We start from the raw sequence: 19,203 nt of genomic DNA on the forward strand, positions 1-19,203 counted from the left end.
TCCGCCGTGAGCAACACCTTCCAGGTCGATCTCCGCGGCATCGTCGACCTCCTCAGCCACCATCTCTACGCCAGCCCGCGGGTCTACGTCCGTGAGCTGCTGCAGAACGCGGTCGACGCGATCACCGCCACCGGCCGTCCCGGACTGGTCTCGATCACCACGGGCTCCGACGCGCTGCGGGTGACCGACAACGGCATCGGCCTCACCGAGGCCCAGGTGCACGAGTTGCTGGCCACCATCGGCCGCAGCTCGAAACGCGACGAGCTCGGCTTCGCCCGGCACGAGTTCCTCGGCCAGTTCGGCATCGGCCTGCTGTCCTGCTTCCTGGTGGCCGACGAGATCCGCGTGCACACCCGCCGCGCGGGCGCCGAGCCGGTCCTGTGGCGGGGCTACTCCGACGGTCGCTACGCCGTCTCGCCCGGCGACGACCGCGAGCCCGGCACGACGGTCACCCTGCTGCCGCGCCGCGGCTCCGAGCACCTCCTCTCCGGTACGACGGTCCGTGAGCTGGCCCAGCTCTACGGCTCACTGCTGCCGGTGCGGGTCGAGGTCGACGACGTCCCCGTGACCACCGGCTCACTGCCCTGGGCGGGTGGCGACCTGGTGGCGTACGCCCAGGAGGTCTTCGGTTTCCGCCCGCTCGACGTGGTGCCGCTCGACGTGCCCGAGGCCGGCCTGACCGGCGTCGCGTTCGTGCTGCCCACCCCGGTCAACCCGGCCGCTCGCGGGGGCCACCGCGTCTATCTCAAGAGGATGTTGCTGGCCGAGAGCGTCGAGGGTCTGCTGCCCGAGTGGGCGTTCTTCGCCCGCTGTGTCGTCGACAGCACCGAGCTGCGCCCGACCGCGAGCCGCGAGGCCCTCTACGACGACAGCCTGTTCGCCGACACCCGCGAGGCGATCGCCGACCAGCTGCGCGGCTGGCTGGTGCGGCTGGCCTCGACCGATCCGCGCCGGCTGGGCGAGTTCCTCGCCATCCACCACCTCGGCGTCAAGGCGCTCGCGCTGCACGACGACGAGATGCTGCGCCTGGTCGAGCAATGGGTCCCCCTGGAGACCAACCTCGGCCACCTGACCCTGGCCGAGTTCCGTCAGCGCCACGGCGTCCTGCGCTACACCGCCGGCGACGACGAGTTCCGCCAGCTGGCCGCGGTCGCCGCCGCCCAGGATCTCGGAGTGATCAACGGCGGCATCGTCTACCACGCCGACCTCGTCGAACGTCTGGCCACTGTGGATGCCGAGGTCCGGGCCGAGCGGCTCGAGCCGTCCGACGTCGCGGCCCGGTTCGCCGCGCTGGACGCCGAGACCGAGTTGCGGCTGCGCCCGTTCCTGGCAGTGGCCCAGCGCCGCCTCGACCGGCTCGGCTGCGAGATCGTGGTCCGCGGCTTCGACCCGGCCACCGTCCCGGCTCTCTATCTGGTGAGCCGCGCCGCCGCCTTCACCGAGCAGTTCACCGCCGGCCGCGACGCCGCCGACGACCTGTGGGGCGGTGTCCTCGACGCGCTGTCCCGCAGCGTGCCGACCGACCGGCCGCAACTCGTGCTCAACCACCGCAACGCCCTGGTCCGGCGGGTCACCGCGATCAGCGACCCCGAGTTGGCCGGCCTGGCCGTCGAGTCGCTCTACGGCCAGGCGCTCATGCTCGGCCACCACCCGATCCGCCCGGCCGACGCCGCGCTGCTCACCAGTTCGTTCATGGGCCTGCTGGACAGGGCCGTCCCCGGGGAGGACAGATGAAGACCGCCGACGACCTGTGGGGCCTCTACGAGCAGGCCCGCGTCCTGCCGCACGGCTCGGCCCAGATCGCGCTGGTCGAGCAGGTGCTGCGGCACGCCGACACGGTGAACGATCCGCACCTCGCCTTCACGGTGCGGCTGCTGGCCACGAACGCCTACACCTACGGCGGCGAGCCGGCCAAGGCGTTCGTCACGTTCGCCTGGGCGCTCAACGACTTCGACCGCAACCCGGGCCGGCATCACGCGCACGGCAAGCACACGCTGCTGTGGCACTTCAAGACCATGGTCAACGCGATGCTCAACTTCCCCGAGATCCCGCTCGACCGCACCCGCGCCGTGCTCGACGACATGGAGAGGCGCTACCGCGAGGACGGCCACAGCCTGCAGGCCGTCCACAAACACCGTTACCTGATCGCCGATCACATCGGGAGCCCCGAGGCCGACGAGTGGTTCGCCCGGTGGCAGGCCGCGCCGCGCGACGACCTCTCCGACTGCATCGGCTGCGACCCGTCGTCGGTCGCGGCCTTCCACGCCGAGCGCGAGCGGTGGGACGACGTGATCGCCACCGCCGAGCCGGTGCTGGCCGGCGAGCTGAGCTGCAGCGAGCAACCCCAGGGCATCCTGCGCGAACTGATGGTCGCCTACCTGCGCACCGGCCGTCCCGACGACGCGGCCGCCGCGCACCGGCGCTCCTACCGTCTCGAGCGCGGCAACCTGGCCGACCTGTGGAACCTCGGCACCCACCTGGCGTTCTGCGCGCGCACCGGCAACGAGCACCGCGGTCTCGAGATTCTGCAGCGCCACATCGACTGGCTCGACAAGGCGCCCTCCCCGGCGGCCGAGATGCACTTCTCGGCCGACGCGGCCATGCTGCTGCGCCGGCTCACCGAGCGCGGACACGGCGACGCGGTCGTCCACCTCCGCGGGCGTGGGAACGTCTCCGCCGCCGACTTGGGCGCCGAGCTGTCGACCCGGGCGACCGACCTGGCCAAGCGGTTCGACGAGCGCAACGGCACCGACCACCAGAGCCGGTCGATCGCCGCCGTGCTGGCCGCCGAGCCGTACGAGGTGGTGCTCACGCTGTCGCCGACCGCCCGGCCCCCGGTCGCGGTTGCCGTCCCGGTGCCCGTCGCCGAGGTCGCCGTCGCGGCTCCTGAGATCCCGGCCGAGGTCACGGCCGCCCAGTTGCTCGACCTGGCCCGGCAGTACGACCGGGCCGACGACGCTGTGGGGCTCGCCGCGGCTCTCGAAGCGGTCGATGCGCGCTTTCCCGAGCTGAGTGACCCGCAGCTGGGCGATTCGCGGCCGGAAGCTCTTCTGCTCGCCGCTCGGCGGGAGCTGCTGCTCGGTAACCGGCTGCGGTCGTCCGGGCGGACCGACTCCGGTGACCACTGGACTCGGGCCCTGGAGCTGTTCGTGGCGGCGGGGTCGGACGGCGAGGCCAGTGCCCTGCGCGCCCGCCTGGCGATGGAGGCCGGCTACGCCGGTGGTGAGGTCGACGAGGAGCCGGTCCGGGCCGATGTGACCCACCAGGACGAACACGGCGGCGCCGTCGAGCGCGCCGATGCCTGGACGCGCCTGTCGATCCTGCACCTGATGAAGGACCGGCCCGAAGAGGCCAACGAGGCGGGCGACCGCAGCGACGAGCTCGCCGCCCAGGTCGGTGACCCGCGTCTGCTGGCCCTGCACGCGATGCTGCGAGCCCGCAGTCGGATGGCGATGCACCGCCACGACGAGGCCGTCGCGGCCGCCCGCGAGGCCTGGGAGTTCTATCGCCGGAACGGCCCGGCCCGCCGCATCGCCGAGGCGGGCACGATCTACGGCCACACCGTCGACGACCCGGCGGAGCAGGCCGAGGCGTTCGGCGTCGTGCTGGCCACCGGCGAGACCGACAAGGCACTGGCCGCCCGGGTCGGCCGGGGCAATGCGCTGCTCCAGCTGGGCCGGCCCGCCGAAGCGATCCCCGACCTGGTCGAGGCGGTGGCGCTGTGCGCCGAGGCCGGGCTCGAGGCCGGCGGCGCGCACGCGCGTGGCGACCTGGCCAACGCCTATCGGCTGGCCGGGCGCCCGGTCGAGGGCGCCGAGGTGGCCGAGGAGGCGCTCGGGCTGTTCGAGCGGCTCGGCGACGAGGAATCGGCCGACAACACGCGTTACCTGTTGACCGGGCTCTATCAGGCGATCGGCGACAAGGACGGCGCCCTCGCGCTCTATCGCACCCTGGTCGAGCATCTGGCCGACAACCCGGCCGGCCGTGGCCAGATCGCCGAGGAGGCCGCGGGGCTGCTCTTCGACCTCGATCGCGACGCCGAGGCGGCCGACACGTTCCGAGCCGCCGCGTCGGCCCTGCTCGCGGCCGGCGACCCGATCGGCGAGCTGCGCGCCCTGCGCCGGAGCGTCGCCGCGTCGCACTTCGCCGACCAGCCCGAGCAGGGGGAGGAGACCCTCCGGATCATCGCCGAGAAGTTCGACGCGCTCCCGGCCGAGGCGGCCGCCGAGCCCAATGCGATTTTTCAGCACTCGATGACCGCGTTCGAGGCCGGTAACCTGTTCATGTCGCGGGGCCGTTATGCCGAGGCGCTGCCACACCTTCGCGGCGCCCCGGAGCGGCTGCGGGCGATCGGCGCGACCGATCAGGCCGACCGCATCGAGGGCATGCTCGGCGAGGCGCTGCTCCGGGCCGGTCACTCGACCGAGGCTGAGGCGTTGCTGCGGGCACTGCTCGAACGCCTGCCCGACGACGCGCCGAGCCGCGAGGTGGCCGTCCGGGTGTACGAGGAAGCGCGGGCCGAGGCCGGGGGTCCCACATCCTGAACGTCCGTTAAGGCGACGGCTTGACAGCGGGATAAAGTGACCTCGTGACAACGGTTGATCAGCAGCAGCGTCCGGGTCCGCCCGCGCCCAGGCGGCGGTCGCGACGAGACGAGATCCTCGAGATCGCGGTGGGTCTGTTCGCGGCCCGCGGCTATCACGGGGTCTCCATGGACGACATCGGCTCGGCCGCGGGTGTCACCGGTCCGGCGCTCTATCACCACTTCGCCGGCAAGGAGGCGATGCTGGTGGCCGCGCTGATCCCGGTGAGCGAGAGCCTGCTGCACGGGGGCAAGACCCGCGTCGGCCACCATCCCGAGGACGCCCGGGCCGCACTGGCCGACCTGATCGACTTCCACGTCGAGTTCGCCCTGGCCAACCCGGCTGTCATCGCGCTGCACCTGCATGAGCTCGACCGCCTGCCCGAGGAGCCGCGCCGGCAGATCCGCCGGTTGCAGCGTCTCTACGTCGAGGAGTGGGTGGGCGTGCTGGCCACGCTGCGGCCCGAGCTCGACGCGGCCGAGGCCCGGGTGCTCGCCCACTCGGCGTTCGGCCTGATGAACTCGACCCCGTTCCTCGGCGGCGAGGTCGACCGCCGCCGCCGCGCCGCCCTCCTGCGCGACGCCACGATGCACGCCCTCACCGGCCACTGACCTCCCGTCCCGAGCGCCCGACCGGCCACGGCCCGACTCCGCCGGCAAAGCGACGCTCGTAGGTAGAACAGTCCCACCGGCACAGCGACACCCCGGCAGGCAGAGCGACACGTCGTCGGCAGCGCACCGCCCGCCTTGAGGACGCACCACCCGGCCGCTACCCGGCCGCCGCAACCGCACCGGCCGCCACCCATGGCCGGGCACAAGGCCCCACGGGCCGACAAAACATCAGCCGCCCCACCGGGCGACGGAAGAAGAGAAGGTCAACGATGATCGACTCGCTGCTCATCGCGAACCGGGGCGAGATCGCCCGCCGGATCATCCGCACGGCGAAACGACTCGGCATTCGGACTGTCGCCGTCTATTCCGACGCCGACGAGGGGATGCCCTTCGTCCTGGAGGCCGACGAGGCGGTTCGGTTGGGGCCGGCCGACCCGGCCCAGAGCTACCGCAACGCCGAGGCCGTCCTGGCCGCCGCCAAGGCGACCGGTGCGCAGGCCATCCACCCGGGCTACGGCTTCCTCAGCGAGAACGCCGACTTCGCCCGTCAGGTCGAGGCCGACGGGCTGATCTGGGTCGGCCCGGGCGCCGACGCGATCGACGCGATGGGCGACAAGATCAACGCGCGCAACCTGATGGCCGCGGCCGGAGTGCCGGTCGCGCCCGGCACCGCGACCCCGGTTGCCGGCGTCGACGCGGCCGTCGCCGCCGTGGCCGGGATCGGCTACCCGGTGATGGTGAAGGCCGCCGCGGGCGGTGGCGGCATGGGCATGGCCGTCGCGACCGACGAGGCGGCCCTGCGCACCGAGTTCGCCAAGGTCGGGGCGTTCGCCGAGCGCATGTTCGGAAGCGCCGACGTGCTGCTGGAGCGCTACTTCCCCCGGGTACGCCACGTCGAGGTGCAGATCCTGGGCCTCGCCGACGGCCGGGTGATCGCTCTGAGCGAGCGCGAGTGTTCCGTCCAGCGGCGCAACCAGAAACTGGTCGAGGAGGCGCCGAGCCCCGCCGTCGACGAGGACCTGCGCGCCCGCTTGCTGGCCGCCGCGGTCACCGCCGGGGAGACGGTCGGCTATCGCAACGCCGGCACCGTCGAGTGTCTGCTGGACCCGGCGACGGGTGACTTCTTCTTCCTCGAGATGAACACCCGCCTGCAGGTCGAGCACCCGATCACCGAGCTTCTCCACGGCATCGACCTGGTCGAGGAGCAGCTGCGCGTCGCCTCGGGGGAGGCGCCGACGTTCACCGGCGTGCCGGGAACGACCGGTCACGCGATCGAGCTGCGGATCAACGCCGAGGATCCGAAACGGTTCCTGCCCGGGCCCGGCAAGATCACCACCTGGGTGGAGCCGACCGGCGAGGGCGTCCGGGTCGACGCCGGCTATGCCGACGGCACGACGGTCGGCATGTCCTACGACTCCCTGATGGCCAAGCTGATCGTCGTGGGGGCGGACCGCGACGAGGCGATCACCCGGGCCCGCGCGGCGGTCGCCGGCTTCGCGATCGCCGGGCCCAAGAACAATCTCCCGTTCTTCACCGAGCTGCTGGAGAACGACGAGTTCCTGTCGGGCGACTACGACACCGCCATCGTCTCGCGGATGAGGAAGTCCGGCCGATGACGTCCGTGAGCATCCGCGAGGTCGCCCCGCGTGACGGCCTGCAGAACGAGGACCCTGTCCCGACCGACGCCAAGGTCCGTCTGATCGACGCGCTGAGCGGCACCGGGGTGCGCCGCATCGAGGCGGTCTCGTTCGTCCATCCGCGGGCCATCCCGCAGATGGCCGACGCCGACGAGGTGTGGGCGCGGGTCGACCGCCGTCCCGGTATCCGGTATTCGGCGCTGATCCCGAACACCCGGGGTGCGCAGCGGGCGCTGGCCGCCGGCTTCCGCGAGATCGAGGTCGTAGTGTCCGCTTCGGACACTCACAACCGGCGCAATCTCAACCGGTCGACCGACGAGTCGCTCGACGACATCGCCGGGCTCATCCCGCTGATCCACCAGGCCGGCGCCACGGTTGAGGTGATCGTCGCGACCAGCTTCGGCTGTCCGTTCGAGGGGGACATCGATCCCGGCCGGGTGGCGTCGATCGTGGGGCGTGTCCGGGCCGACGGGGCCGACCGCATCGCCTTCGGCGACACGACCGGCATGGCCACTCCCCGCCGGGTCCGTGACCTGCTGTCGGCCGTCCGTCCCGACCTGCTGCACTTCCACAACACCAGGGGTACGGGGCTGGCCAACATCCTGACCGCGCTGGAGCTCGGCGTCACCGAGTTCGACGCCAGCGTCGGCGGGATCGGGGGCTGCCCGTACGCGCCGGGCGCCTCGGGCAACGTGGCCACCGAGGAGGTCGTGCACATGCTGCACGACATGGGTATAGACACCGGAATCGACTTGGATCGCCTGATCCGTACGGCCGAAATGGCGGAGAAGCTGCTCGGCCGCACTCTGCCGTCAGGTGTTCTGCGAGCAGGGCCGCGTACCCGGCTGGTGTGATTCCATCCGCACGAACGCGCGATCATTTTTCCTATTTGTCCGCGTGACCGCTCTCCGGTCGTGTCGTTACCAATACCGAGTGGCCGATATCGCCGAAACGAAAAGGCGGATCTGCTACCGGTTCAGCCGACACGACGAGGGGCGAATCATGACGGTATCGGGGGTCGAGCGCACGCCGCGCACGGCGTACCCGTTGCCCGTGCCGCCCACCGGTGTCTCCACGCCCTTGCCGCCTTCCATCCAGGGGGCGGAGCGGCGATCGGAGAGCCGCGCGCGACGCACCGGACACCGGTGGAGTCTGCGCGTCCTCGTCGTCGGTGGCCTGGCCGGTGCGGCCTGGCTGCTCACCGGCTCCGCCGCCCAGGCAGCGGACCGGGCCGACGAGCCCGACGGCTCGTTGCTCGGATCCCTCGTGGGCGCCGACGCCACCTCGCCGGTCACCGGACTCCTGCAGGCGGCCGCCCAGCCGCTGGAGTACACCGGGCCGGCACACCATGATCGCCACCTCGTGTCCGACATCCTCGACGTACCCCGGCAGGTCCTGACCGGTCCGGCGGAGCTGATCGACGACTTCGGGCACGAACCCTCCGACACCTTTGTGGACACCTTCACCGGTGCCGACGAGGTCCTGGGGGAGGCTGCCGCACCACTCCGCCCCACCGGCGAAGCGGCGCCCGACCAGCGGCTCACCGCGGTGACCGAGCCGGTCACCGCGGCCGTGCTCGCCGCCGACGCCGAGCTCCCGGACGCGACCGAACTCCCGAGTGAGGAAGCACCCTCCGACGAGCCTCAGCCCGCTCCCGTCCCCCGGGAGACGGAGCAGACGGCCGAGCCCAGCCGCGTACAGAAGCACCAAGCCCGGCCCGCTCCGGAGACCGGCCGTCACGCCGTCCCGGTCAAGCGCGGCAAGGTGTCCCCGGCGCCGTCCGCCCACCGGCTTCAGCACCGCACCGCTCACGCGGTGACGGCGAAGCCGGAGACGGAACCGGCGGACAGCACCCCCGGCGGTGACGAACCGGCCGCTCCCCGGCGGCTGCACCCGGGGGATGTCAGCGGTACCCCGACCAGCGCGTCGGGAACTCCGACGGAAGGCGGCTCCGCGGCCTTCCTGCCGGTAGCGATCGCGAACAGCACGATGGCGCGCCACGTGCCGGCGATCGCGTCCGATGTCGAGGTCCGGCGCTTCGACGCCGAGGCCCCGACCGTCTCACCTGACTGAGTGATGGCGATCGGCGGTCCGCCCGACCGCCGGTGAACCGGCCGGCACCGGCTTCGGTGTCCGCGTTCCGGGCCTGATTCCCGAACCGCTTGCGAACAAGCGGCGAATCGTCCGACGCCTGAATCACACGCACCGCACCGAAGCGCCGGATCGGGCGCATGTCGACAGGCGGGGTCAGGGCAGAAAGAAACGAGCCAGGGCACCGCTGCGCCCGAAAGTGCAATTTCGACCCCCAATTCAATAAGCAACACCATTGCCGAAAAATTATTGAAAGGCATTTCTTTTCTCATGAAGACTTGGGTTCGTAAGACTCTGAGCGTCGGCGTCCTGGCCGCCGGCGCCCTGCTGTTCGCCCCGGGCGCCGCGAACGCCGACACCCGCCAGGTCACCGGCGGCAACACCGGCATCCTGAACGGCACCCAGATCGCCGTTCCGGTGCAGGTTCCGGTCAACGTCGTCGGCAACTCGCTGGGGATCCTCGGCGTGGCCGACGCCCGCGGCGCCGGCGTCAACAACGTGACCGAGAGCGGTCGCCGTGGCGACCGTGGCCCGGTCCAGGCCAGCGGCGGCAACGTCGGCATCCTCAACGGCACCCAGGCCTACCTGCCGATCAGCGTGCCGGTCAACCTGGTCGGCAACGCCGCCGCGGTCGGTGGCTTCGCCAGCTCGCAGGGTGTCGGCGTCAACCGCACCGAGAGCGCCAAGAAGACCGAGCACCGCCGCTGGGACGACCCGACCCAGGTCAGCGGTCAGAACTTCGGCATCGGCAACGGCAGCCAGATCTACGCGCCGGTCGACGTCCCGATCAACGTCTGCGGCAACTCGCTGGCGATCCTCGGCTTCAGCCAGTCCAGCGCGGTCTGCGCGAACAACGTCTCGGGCAACCGGGGCGGCCGGGGCCTGTGGCGCGAGAGCACGCCCGGCGGCCACGGTGGCCGTCAGGTCAGCGGTCAGAACTTCGGCATCGCGAACGGCACCCAGCTGTACGCGCCGATCAGCCTCCCGGTGAACCTGGCCGGCAACTCGGCCGCTCTGCTGGGCTCGTCCAGCAGCCGCGCGGTCGCGGTCAACGAGTCGGGTCACGATGACGACTTCGGCCAGGCCTCGGGCCCGAACTTCGGCCTCCTGAACGGCACCCAGCTCGGCGTGCCGATCAACGTGCCGATCAACGCCTGCGGCAACGCGCTCGGTGTCCTGGGCGCTGCGCACTCGGCTGCGGCCTGCCTGAACGAGGGCGACGACCGGCGTGCCCGCGGCTTCGATGACGACCGCTGGGACGGCGACCACGGTCACGGCCGCCCGGGTCACGACCACGGTGGCGACTGGGACGACAACGACGGCGACAAGGGCGACGTCGACGAGTACAAGGGCGACGACGACGAGTACAAGGGCGACGGCGACGTCCGCGGCGACCAGAAGGACTACCCGGACGACGTGGCCGACGACGACGTCGCCGACGACGCGGGCGAGGAGCCGGCCGTCAGCGACGACGGTTACACCAAGCCGGCGGCTGCCGGTTCGAAGAGCAACTCCAAGGGCGGCCGCGCCGGCGCCACCGAGTCCTCCTCGATCTCGAGCCTGACCGAGACCGTCAGTGGTGTCGGCGGCCTGGGCCTGCTGAACACCCTGCGCTGAAGCTCGCTCTCCCACGGGGGATAGCGGAAGACCGGGTCGTGCCGGTCCCGGGCGCGACCCGAACGACGCCAGGAGGCGTCGGGTAACAGCCGGTGCCCCTCCACGGCATCGGTGGCAGTGAAACGGACGGGAGTCTCCGCAACCAGCGGGGGCTCCCGTCCGTCGTTGCCGCGGCCTCCCGGATGAGCTAGCCTAACGATCGTTCACGTTAACGAGCGTTCAGGAGGCTGCGTGGCTATCAACGACGGCGTGGCTACCAACGACGGCGTGGCTACCAACGACGGCGTGGCTACCAACGACGGCGTGGCTACCGACGACGGGCTCGCTCAGGCACGCAAGCGGGTGCTGGCCGGCGGCGCCGAGCGCTACCACGCCGCCAACGCCGCGAAGGGCAAGCTCTTCGCCCGCGAGCGGATCGCGCTGCTGGTCGACAAGGACACGTTCGTCGAAGACGGGCTCTATGCCAACAGCCTGGCCGACGGACTGCCCGCCGACGGCGTGATCACGGGACTCGCCAAGGTCGACGGCCGTGAGGTCTGCCTGATGGCGAACGACTCGACGGTCAAGGCGGGCTCGTGGGGCGCCCGCACGGTCGAAAAGATCATCCGCATCATCGAGCGGGCCGTGCAGTACGGCGTACCGATGGTCTATCTGGTCGACTCGGCCGGCGCCCGCATCACCGACCAGGTCGACCTCTTCCCGGGCCGTCGCGGCGCCGGCAAGATCTTCCACACCCAGGTCAAGGCGTCCGGCGCCATCCCGCAGGCCTGCGCGCTGTTCGGACCGTCGGCGGCCGGCGGCGCGTACATTCCGGCCTTCTGCGACATCGTCGCGATGGTCGACGGCAACGCGAGCATGTATCTGGGATCGGACCGCATGGTCGAGATGGTCACCGGGGAGAAGACGACGCTCGAGGCGATGGGCGGCGCGCGCATCCACACGGCCGAGTCCGGGGTGGGTCACTTCCTGTGCAAGACCGAGCAGGACGCGCTCGACACCGTCAGGACGTACCTGTCCTATCTGCCGTCGAACTGGGAACTCAACCCGCCCGCGGCCGAGGCCAAGGCGTCGTCCGGGGCTGACCTGGGCGCTCTGGTCCCGTCCAGCGAGCGCCAGGCCTTCGACATGCGGCGGTACATCAAGGGACTCGTCGACGAGGGGTCGTTCTTCGAGATCCAGGCCCTGTGGGCGAAGGAGCTCACGGTCGGGTTCGCCCGCCTCGACGGCCAGGTGCTCGGTGTCGTCGGCAACAACTCGATGTTCAAGGGCGGCGTGCTCTTCCCCGACTCGGCCGACAAGGCTTCGCGCTTCGTCCAGCTCTGCGACGCCTTCAACGTCCCGCTGCTGTTCCTCTGTGACGTGCCCGGGTTCATGGTCGGCTCCGCGGTCGAGAAGCAGGGCATCATCCGGCACGGCGCCAAGATGATCACCGCGATCTCCGAGGCCACCGTGCCCAAGATCTGCGTCGTGGTCCGGAAGGCGTACGGCGCCGGCCTCTACGCCATGGCCGGGCCCGGCTTCGACCCCGACGCCACGATCGCGCTGCCCACCGCCAAGATCGCGGTGATGGGCGCCGAGGCCGCCGTGAACGCGGTCTACGCCAACAAGATCGCGGCGCTGGCCACCGAGGAGGAGCGCACCGCCTTCGTCGCCGAGCGCCGCGCCGAGTACGAGCAGGACATCGACATCATGCGGCTCGCCAGCGAGCTTGTCGTCGACACCGTCGTCGAGCCGGGCGACCTGCGCGACGAACTCATCCGCCGCTACCGCGCCGCCCGCGGCAAGGAGCGCGGTTTCGCCCGGCGCCGCCACGGCGTCACGCCCGTCTGACAGGAGCACAGCCATGGTCGACTTCCGGCTCGACGAGGAGCAGGAGGCGCTGCGCGTCACGGTCCGCGACTTCGCTCGCGAACAGGTCGCGCCGGTGATCGCCGAGCACTACGAGCACAAGACCTTCCCGTACGAGGTGATCCGCCAGATGGGGAAGATGGGCCTGTTCGGCCTGCCGTTCCCCGAGGAGTTCGGCGGCATGGGCGGCGACTACTTCGCGTTGTGCGTGGCGCTCGAGGAACTGGCCCGAGTGGACAGTTCGGTGGCGGTGACGCTGGAGGCCGCGGTCTCGCTCGGCGCCATGCCGATCCACCGGTTCGGCACCCCGGAGCAGAAGGCGCAGTGGCTCCCCCGGCTCACCACCGGCGAGGCCCTGGCCGCGTTCGGCCTCACCGAGCCCGGCACCGGCTCCGACGCGGCGGGCACGACGACCCGCGCGGTCCTCGACGAGGCGACCGACGAGTGGGTGATCAACGGGACCAAGGCGTTCATCACCAACTCCGGAACGGACATCACCTGCCTGGTCACGGTCATGGCGGTCACCGGGGTGAACCCCGACGGCTCCAAGGAGCTGTCCACGATCATCGTGCCGTCCGGGACCCCGGGCTTCACCGTGGCGCCTGGCTACTCCAAGGTCGGCTGGTGCGCGTCGGACACCCACGAGCTGTCCTTCGACGACGTCCGCGTGCCCGCGGCCAACCTGCTCGGCACCCGCGGCCGTGGCTTCGCTCAGTTCCTGCGCATTCTCGACGAGGGCCGCATCGCGATCGCCGCGCTCTCCGTGGGTCTGGCCCAGGGCTGCGTCGACGAGTCGGTCCGCTACGCCCAGCAGCGGGAAGCTTTCGGCCGGCCGATCGGCAACTACCAGGCGGTGCAGTTCATGATCGCCGACATGGAGATGCGGGCGCACATCGCCCGGGTCGGGTACTACGACGCGGCGGCGCGCATGCTCGCCGGGCAGGACTTCAAGCGCTACGCGGCGATCGCCAAGCTCAACGCCAGCAACGCCGCGATGGAGAACAGCCGCTGGGCGACGCAGGTGCACGGCGGGTACGGCTTCATGAACGAGTCGGCCGTCGGGCGCTTCTACCGCGACGCCAAGATCCTCGAGGTCGGCGAGGGCACGTCCGAGGTGCAGCGCATGCTCATCGCCCGCGGACTCGGCCTGTAGAGGCTGGTTATAGAAGGTCGGCGGGGCTTTTGGCCGTCCGCAATCCGACACGAGAGCATCTCTGCTCGCGGGGCCGCTTAACCCGCCCTAAGTTCAGTGTCATGGGGGCCGACAAAGCGCTGGACCAGGGCGGGACCGGGTTCGACGCCGCGCTGCGCCGTCAGCGGCTGCGCGCCAAGCTGACCCAGGAGGGCTTGGCCGCGCGCGCCGGCGTCGGCGTGCGGACCGTCCGGGATCTCGAGCGGGGCCGCTCGTCGCGCCCGCAACGCACCACGGTCGGCCTGCTGGCCGACGCCCTCGAGCTGGACGGCGCCGAGCGCGAGGCCTTCCTGGCCGCGGCCCGCGGACAGTCCACCGAGGAGCCGCTGCCCCCCACCGGCTTCCAGCGGGTGCTGCCACCCGGTGACCTGATCGGCCGGGACGACGACCTGGCCGAGCTGGCCGCCCAGCTCGGCGCGCGGGACGGCCCGCGCGGCATCACCCTGGTCGGTCTGGCCGGGGTCGGCAAGACCAGCGTCGCCTCCGCGGCCGCCCACGGGGCGGCCGCGGCCTATCCGGGCGGGGTCGCCGGCATCGTCGTCACCGACAACTGCACGGTCGGCGAGATGCTCGGCAGCGTCGCCGCCGAGTTCGGCGTCGGCCGCCCCGACGACCTTCCCGCGCGGTTCGGTGGCCGGGCGGCCCTCGTCTTCGTCGATGCCGTCGAGCGGTCTCCCGACGCGACCGCCGAGATGCTGGCCCACCTGCTCGACCGGCTGCCGACGCTGCGGTTCCTGGCCACCGGACGGCACCCGGTCGGGCTGAGCCCGGAACGCGTCTGGCCGCTCGGTCCGCTGACGGCGCCCCCGCTCGAGGTGGCGAGCAATCGCCCCGACCTGGCGCGATACCCGGCCGCGGCCCTGTTCCTGCAACGGCTCGCCCAGGTGCGCCGGGCCGAGCCGGAGCCCGACGAGATCGCAGCCGTCCCGGCGCTCGTCCACCGGCTCGGCGGTCTGCCGCTGGCGATCGAGCTGGCCGCGGCCCGGGGCCGGGTGCTGACCGTTCCCGAGATTCTCGACCGGTACGGCGACCGCGTGCTCGACCTGGACCGGCCCGGGTCGGTCTCGCTGCGGGACGCGGTGGCGGCCAGCTACCGGCTGCTCGGCCCGCTGGAGCAACGAGCCCTGCGGCGCCTGGCCATGTTCCGCTACCGCTGGTCGATCGGTCTCGCCGAGCAGCTGGTCGACGAGCCCCGCACCGACGTCGTGCACCTGCTCGACCGCCTGCTCGAGCTGGGCCTGCTCAGCGTGCGGGGCAGCCGCACGTTCCGCTTCCGGCTGCTCGACGTGGTGCGCGACTACGCCGCCGAGCGGGCCGCGGCCGAGGGAGAGCTGACCGACGGCCGCCGCCGGCACGCCCGCGTGCTCGCCGACCTGGCCGAGCAGATCTGGCCCGATCTGGCCGGCGCCGCGCTGCCCGAGGCGGCGAGCCGGCTCGACGAGCTGGCCGGTGACTTCGGCACCGCGCTGGCCCACGCGGCCGGCGACGACCCGCACACGGCCCTGCGGCTGGCGGCGGCCCTGCCGCGCTGGTGGCGGTTCCGCGGGCGGGACGTGACCGGCCGGCAATGGCTGCGCCGGCTGCTCGACGACCCGCGCACCGCGGACGCCGACCCGGTCGTCCGGGCCTGGGCCCGCATCGGCCTCGCCCAGCTGGCCCGGGAACACGGCGCCGGGGCGGAGGAGATCGAGTCGGCGGCCGGGGCCCTGACCGAGTTCGAACGGCTGGATGTGGTCGCGGGCCAGCTCACGGCCCACGCCCAGCTGGCCGCCCTGTGGATGAGCACCGGCGCCTACGACGAGGCGCGCGAGCATGCCGAGGCTGCCCTGCGGCTGGCCCGGCGCGGTGGGGACGACCGGGACATGGCGGTCGCCGAGCACAATCTGGTGTGGCACGAGATCCGTCGCGGCGACCTCGACGCCGCGCGTTCCCGGCTGGCCACGGTCGACCGGCTGGCCGGGCTCTGCGGCGAGCACCGGCTGCGGGTCCTGGCCCGGGCCAACCTGGCCGAGGTGGCCCGGCTCGACGAGCGGAACGACGAGGCCGAGCGGCTCGGGCGTACGGCGATGATCGGCCTGGCCGAGCTGGGCGACCCCGGGCACCGGCGCCGTCTGCTCGCGACCATCGGCCTCGCGCTGGCCGCGGCGGGCCGGATCGAGGAGGCGGATTCCGTGCTCGAGCAGCTCCGCCCGGTGGGGGACGACGCGCCGGACGGTCCGGCGTCCGTGGTGGAGGCGGCGATCGCGATGCGGCGGGGCGAGCCCAAGCGCGCGGCCGAGAATTTCGCGCGAGCCGCCGAGGCGTACGACGGGACCCAGGATCCGCGGGACGTCGTCGAGGCTCTGGTCGGGCTGATCGTCTGCACTCCGGACCCGGACGAACGCGCGGTGGCCGTCAGCCGGTTGGGCAAGATGTGCCGCTCGAGCGGGATAACACTGCTGCCCCGCGAGCGCGAGCGGCTCGGCCCACCGACGGTGGCCGTTCTGCTCGACGGCTGAGAGGGTCCTGGCGGCCGAGGGGTCCTGGCCGGGCGTGGCCGGCCGGCATGGCGTGCCCCCCACGCGCCGACCGTCGCCACGCCCGCCAGTTACGCGGCGAGAACGAGGCTTCCCCGTCAAGCCCCGCCGTCGCCTCGGTCGCGCCGCATCCCCCTGCGCCGACCACAGTAGCCGTGAGGATCATCGAACCCGACAGATTTGTCCGTTTGGACCGCCGGGTCGCCCGATTCTGCCGGTAGTTCTGCCGGTTTCCCTCAGAACTTCCGGCCCGACGGTCACAGACCGTTTTGTGCCGACCTCGACGGGTGTCCTGATCGGAGACTTCAGGCCGCGGGCTGCCTCTCCTCGGTGCCCGCCGTCGCGCACGGGTTGACCGCGTCACGGATCTTGCGCATCGACTCCAGCATGCCGTCCAGCTCGGGCTGGCTGAGCTGACCGATGAACCACTGCTGGAGCAGCTCGAGATGGCCGGGCAGGACCTCGTCGAGCCGTTGCCGGCCGGCGTCGGTGATCACGGCGAACGAGCTGCGCCGGTCGCTCGGACAGGCCTCGCGACGCACCAGGCCGTCGCGCTCCATGCGGTCGACGACGCGGGTCACGCCGCTGGTGGACAGCGAGGTCTGACCGGCCAGGTCGGTCATGCGGAGCCGCCGGCCCGGCGATCGGGCGAGACGCATGAGCACCTCGAACTCGACTCCGGAGAGGCGGTGCTCCTCCAGCTGGGTGTTGAAGCGGGCGGTCAAGCCGGTGAACGCCTCGGCGAACAGGCCGAAGGCGGTGAAGCGAGGGTCATCCAGGTCCGTACTCACGAGCCCATCGTACACGGACCTTGACAGGGGGAATATTGCTTGGCATATAGTTGCTCCGTCACACAAACACCGAACACACGTCCTTGAGAGAAGGAACAAGTCATGACCGAGTCCGTCGTCAGCACCCGGGCGTTCGATGGCCTGCAGATTCCCGCCGCCGGCACGTACGACCTGGATGCGGCGCACAAGCGCGTCGGCTTCGTGGCGAGACACCTCATGGTCAGCAAGGTGCGCGGCCAGTTCGCGGACGCCTCGGCGGTCGTCACCATCGGCGAGGACCCGCTGCAGTCCGGTGTGACTGCCTCGATCAACACGGCCAGCATCGAGACCGGCCAGGTCGACCGGGACAACCACCTGCGCAGCGGCGACTTCTTCGAGTCCGAGAAGTACCCGACCATCGAGTACCGCAGCACCGGCATCAAGAGCCACGCGGGCGGCGAGTTCGTCCTCGACGGCGAGCTCACCATCAAGGGCATCACCAAGCCGGTCGAGCTCCTGGTCGAGTTCGAGGGCGCGGGCGACAGCCCCTACGGTCAGGCCATCTTCGGCTTCAGCGCGAGCACCGAGATCGACCGCGAGGACTGGGGCCTGACCTGGAACATGGCCCTCGAGAGCGGCGGCGTCATGGTCAGCAAGAAGATCAAGATCGAGATCGAGGGCGAGGCCATCCGCCGCGCCTGATCCACAATCCACACTCGAGCCGCCGTCCGGGATCCGGGCGGCGGTTCGTCGTGCGGTGGCGGGACCCTCGCCGGAGATGGCAAGGTAGACGGAAAGCAGTCACCTGATCACAGATTGGTGATGTACTCCGTTCTGTCCCTGGCCGCTCCAGGAGGGTAAGTGGGCAAGGAGCTCGCGACCGTCGTCTTCTCGCCCGAGGATCGGGTCACCTATCGGCGGAAGGTGCGCCGATGCCTGGACGCCTTCACCCGGATGCTCGACCAGGGGGCGTTCTCCACCGCCGACGGCATGACCGGGTTCGAGATCGAGCTCAACCTGATCGACGAGAACGCCCGGCCGGCGATGCGTAACGCCGAGGTGCTCGCCCGGCTGGGCGACCCGGCCTTCCAGGCCGAGCTCGGCCGCTTCAACATCGAGCTCAACGCGCCGCCGCGGTCGATCGCCGGCTCTGGTCTCGACGAGTACGAGCGTGACCTGCTCGAGAGCCTGCGCCGCGCGTCCGAGAAAGCCGACTGCGGCATCGTGATGATCGGCATGTTGCCGACGCTCACGCCGGCCGACCTGGTGCTCGGAAACCTCAGCGCCGGCGAGCGGTATCGCCTGCTCAACGACGAGCTGGCCGGTGCCCGCGGGGAACCGTTCGCCCTCGACATCCGCGGTGCCGAACGACTGCGCGCCGCCGGTGACTCGATCGTTCCGGAGGCGGCCTGCACCAGTGTCCAGTTTCACCTGCAGGTGCCGCCCGACCGCTTCGACCGTTTCTGGAACGCGTCGCAGGCGATCGCCGGCGTCCAGGTCGCGGTCGGCGCCAACTCGCCGTTCCTCTACGGCCGCCGGCTGTGGGCCGAGACCCGTATCGCGCTCTTCCAGCAGGCCACCGACACCCGTCCCGAGGAGCTCAAGGCTCAGGGCGTACGCCCCCGCGTGTGGTTCGGCGAACGCTGGATCAGCTCGATCACCGAGCTGTTCGAGGAGAACGTCCGGTTCTTCGCGCCGATCCTGCCGATCCTCGACGACGAGGATCCGCTCGAGGTGCTGCGTACCGGGGGCGTGCCCCGGCTCGCCGAGTTGCGCCTGCACAACGGCACGGTCTATCGCTGGAACCGGCCGGTCTGCGACGTGCTGGACGGCCGGCCGCACCTGCGGGTGGAGAACCGCGTGCTGCCGTCCGGCCCCACCGTGATCGACCTGCTGGCCAACGCTGCCTTCTACTTCGGTCTGGTGCGTGAGCTGGCCGAGGAGGAGCAGCCGATCTGGTCGCGGCTGTCGTTCGAGGCCGCGCGCGAGTCCTTCCACGCCGGCGCGGTCGGCGGCCTCGAGGCGACGACCTACTGGCCCGGCCACGGCCGGATCGCGGTGGCCGAGCTGGTGCGTTCGGTCCTGCTTCCCCAGGCGTACGCCGGGCTGGACCGTTACGGCGTCGACCCGGCGCTTCGCGATCGGCTGCTGGGCATCATCGACGAGCGCTGCCGGCTGGGCCGCAACGGCGCGTCGTGGCAGACCGAGGCGGTGCGCCGGGCCGAGCAGCGCGGCCTCTCCCGGAGCGACGCCCTGCACGAGATGCTGCTGCGATACGCCGAGTTGCACCGCACCAACGAGCCCGTGCACACCTGGCCCGTGTGAGTTGCCGATAGGC

At 71.5% G+C, this 19,203-nt stretch carries 13 protein-coding genes; 12 read left to right on the plus strand and 1 reads right to left on the minus strand.

Going from position 1 to position 19,203, the window contains the following annotated elements; genetic code table 11:
* The first annotated feature begins 6 nt into the window (after positions 1-6).
* From HJC40_RS10190 to HJC40_RS10235, 10 genes are all read left to right on the plus strand, one after another.
* Positions 7-1,734, plus strand: a complete 1,728-nt coding sequence (locus HJC40_RS10190; RefSeq protein ID WP_250000596.1) for an HSP90 family protein — start codon at positions 7-9, stop codon at positions 1,732-1,734.
* Positions 1,731-4,544: a tetratricopeptide repeat protein gene (locus HJC40_RS10195; RefSeq protein ID WP_250000597.1), complete on the plus strand. Its 2,814-nt coding sequence runs from the start codon at positions 1,731-1,733 to the stop codon at positions 4,542-4,544. The genes HJC40_RS10190 and HJC40_RS10195 overlap by 4 nt, the downstream gene beginning before the upstream one ends.
* Positions 4,545-4,588: 44 nt before the next feature.
* Positions 4,589-5,194, plus strand: a complete 606-nt coding sequence (locus HJC40_RS10200) for a TetR/AcrR family transcriptional regulator (protein ID WP_250000598.1) — start codon at positions 4,589-4,591, stop codon at positions 5,192-5,194.
* 269 nt (positions 5,195-5,463) lie between these two features.
* Positions 5,464-6,810: an acetyl/propionyl/methylcrotonyl-CoA carboxylase subunit alpha gene (locus tag HJC40_RS10205; protein ID WP_250000599.1), complete on the plus strand. Its 1,347-nt coding sequence runs from the start codon at positions 5,464-5,466 to the stop codon at positions 6,808-6,810.
* On the plus strand, positions 6,807-7,685 hold the full coding sequence (locus HJC40_RS10210; protein WP_250000600.1) for a hydroxymethylglutaryl-CoA lyase: 879 nt from the start codon (positions 6,807-6,809) through the stop codon (positions 7,683-7,685). The genes HJC40_RS10205 and HJC40_RS10210 overlap by 4 nt, the downstream gene beginning before the upstream one ends.
* Positions 7,686-7,833: 148 nt before the next feature.
* Positions 7,834-8,904, plus strand: a complete 1,071-nt coding sequence (locus tag HJC40_RS10215; RefSeq protein WP_250000601.1) for a hypothetical protein — start codon at positions 7,834-7,836, stop codon at positions 8,902-8,904.
* Positions 8,905-9,192: 288 nt separating this feature from the next.
* Entirely contained in the window at positions 9,193-10,539 is a 1,347-nt protein-coding gene (locus HJC40_RS10220) for a chaplin family protein (protein ID WP_250000602.1), read from the plus strand.
* Between the two features lie 303 nt (positions 10,540-10,842).
* Positions 10,843-12,369 carry an acyl-CoA carboxylase subunit beta gene (locus HJC40_RS10225; RefSeq protein ID WP_250000759.1) on the plus strand — a complete coding sequence of 509 codons (1,527 nt, stop codon included), beginning with the start codon at positions 10,843-10,845 and terminating at the stop codon, positions 12,367-12,369.
* Between the two features lie 13 nt (positions 12,370-12,382).
* Positions 12,383-13,540 (plus strand): acyl-CoA dehydrogenase family protein, encoded by a 1,158-nt coding sequence (locus tag HJC40_RS10230; RefSeq protein ID WP_250000603.1) that lies wholly within the window; start codon positions 12,383-12,385, stop codon positions 13,538-13,540.
* Positions 13,541-13,641: 101 nt separating this feature from the next.
* A complete protein-coding gene (locus tag HJC40_RS10235; protein WP_250000604.1) occupies positions 13,642-16,077 on the plus strand; it encodes a helix-turn-helix domain-containing protein in 2,436 nt (811 codons plus the stop codon).
* A gap of 323 nt (positions 16,078-16,400) precedes the next feature.
* On the opposite strand, the gene HJC40_RS10240 is transcribed toward HJC40_RS10235, so the two are convergent.
* Positions 16,401-16,886: a MarR family transcriptional regulator gene (locus tag HJC40_RS10240; protein WP_250000605.1), complete on the minus strand. Its 486-nt coding sequence runs from the start codon at positions 16,884-16,886 to the stop codon at positions 16,401-16,403.
* A gap of 102 nt (positions 16,887-16,988) precedes the next feature.
* Here HJC40_RS10240 and HJC40_RS10245 point away from each other — a divergent pair, with 102 nt between their 5' ends.
* Together HJC40_RS10245 and HJC40_RS10250 are read left to right on the plus strand one after the other, a co-directional pair.
* The gene (locus tag HJC40_RS10245; protein ID WP_250000606.1) at positions 16,989-17,567 is read left to right on the plus strand and encodes a YceI family protein; all 579 of its coding nucleotides are present in this window, start codon (positions 16,989-16,991) and stop codon (positions 17,565-17,567) included.
* Positions 17,568-17,726: 159 nt separating this feature from the next.
* Positions 17,727-19,190 (plus strand): glutamate-cysteine ligase family protein, encoded by a 1,464-nt coding sequence (locus HJC40_RS10250; protein ID WP_250000607.1) that lies wholly within the window; start codon positions 17,727-17,729, stop codon positions 19,188-19,190.
* Positions 19,191-19,203 lie beyond the last annotated feature (13 nt).

Source organism: Actinoplanes sp. M2I2 (assembly GCF_023544445.1).
Taxonomy (GTDB): Bacteria; Actinomycetota; Actinomycetes; order Mycobacteriales; family Micromonosporaceae; genus Actinoplanes.

Coding starts and splice junctions, on each gene's coding strand:
- HJC40_RS10210 (WP_250000600.1), top strand. CDS start 6,807: ATGACGTCCGTGAGCATCCGCGAGGTCGCCCCGCGTGACGGCCTGCAG.
- HJC40_RS10195 (WP_250000597.1), top strand. CDS start 1,731: ATGAAGACCGCCGACGACCTGTGGGGCCTCTACGAGCAGGCCCGCGTC.
- HJC40_RS10220 (WP_250000602.1), top strand. CDS start 9,193: ATGAAGACTTGGGTTCGTAAGACTCTGAGCGTCGGCGTCCTGGCCGCC.
- HJC40_RS10215 (WP_250000601.1), top strand. CDS start 7,834: ATGACGGTATCGGGGGTCGAGCGCACGCCGCGCACGGCGTACCCGTTG.
- HJC40_RS10245 (WP_250000606.1), top strand. CDS start 16,989: ATGACCGAGTCCGTCGTCAGCACCCGGGCGTTCGATGGCCTGCAGATT.
- HJC40_RS10205 (WP_250000599.1), top strand. CDS start 5,464: ATGATCGACTCGCTGCTCATCGCGAACCGGGGCGAGATCGCCCGCCGG.
- HJC40_RS10235 (WP_250000604.1), top strand. CDS start 13,642: ATGGGGGCCGACAAAGCGCTGGACCAGGGCGGGACCGGGTTCGACGCC.
- HJC40_RS10230 (WP_250000603.1), top strand. CDS start 12,383: ATGGTCGACTTCCGGCTCGACGAGGAGCAGGAGGCGCTGCGCGTCACG.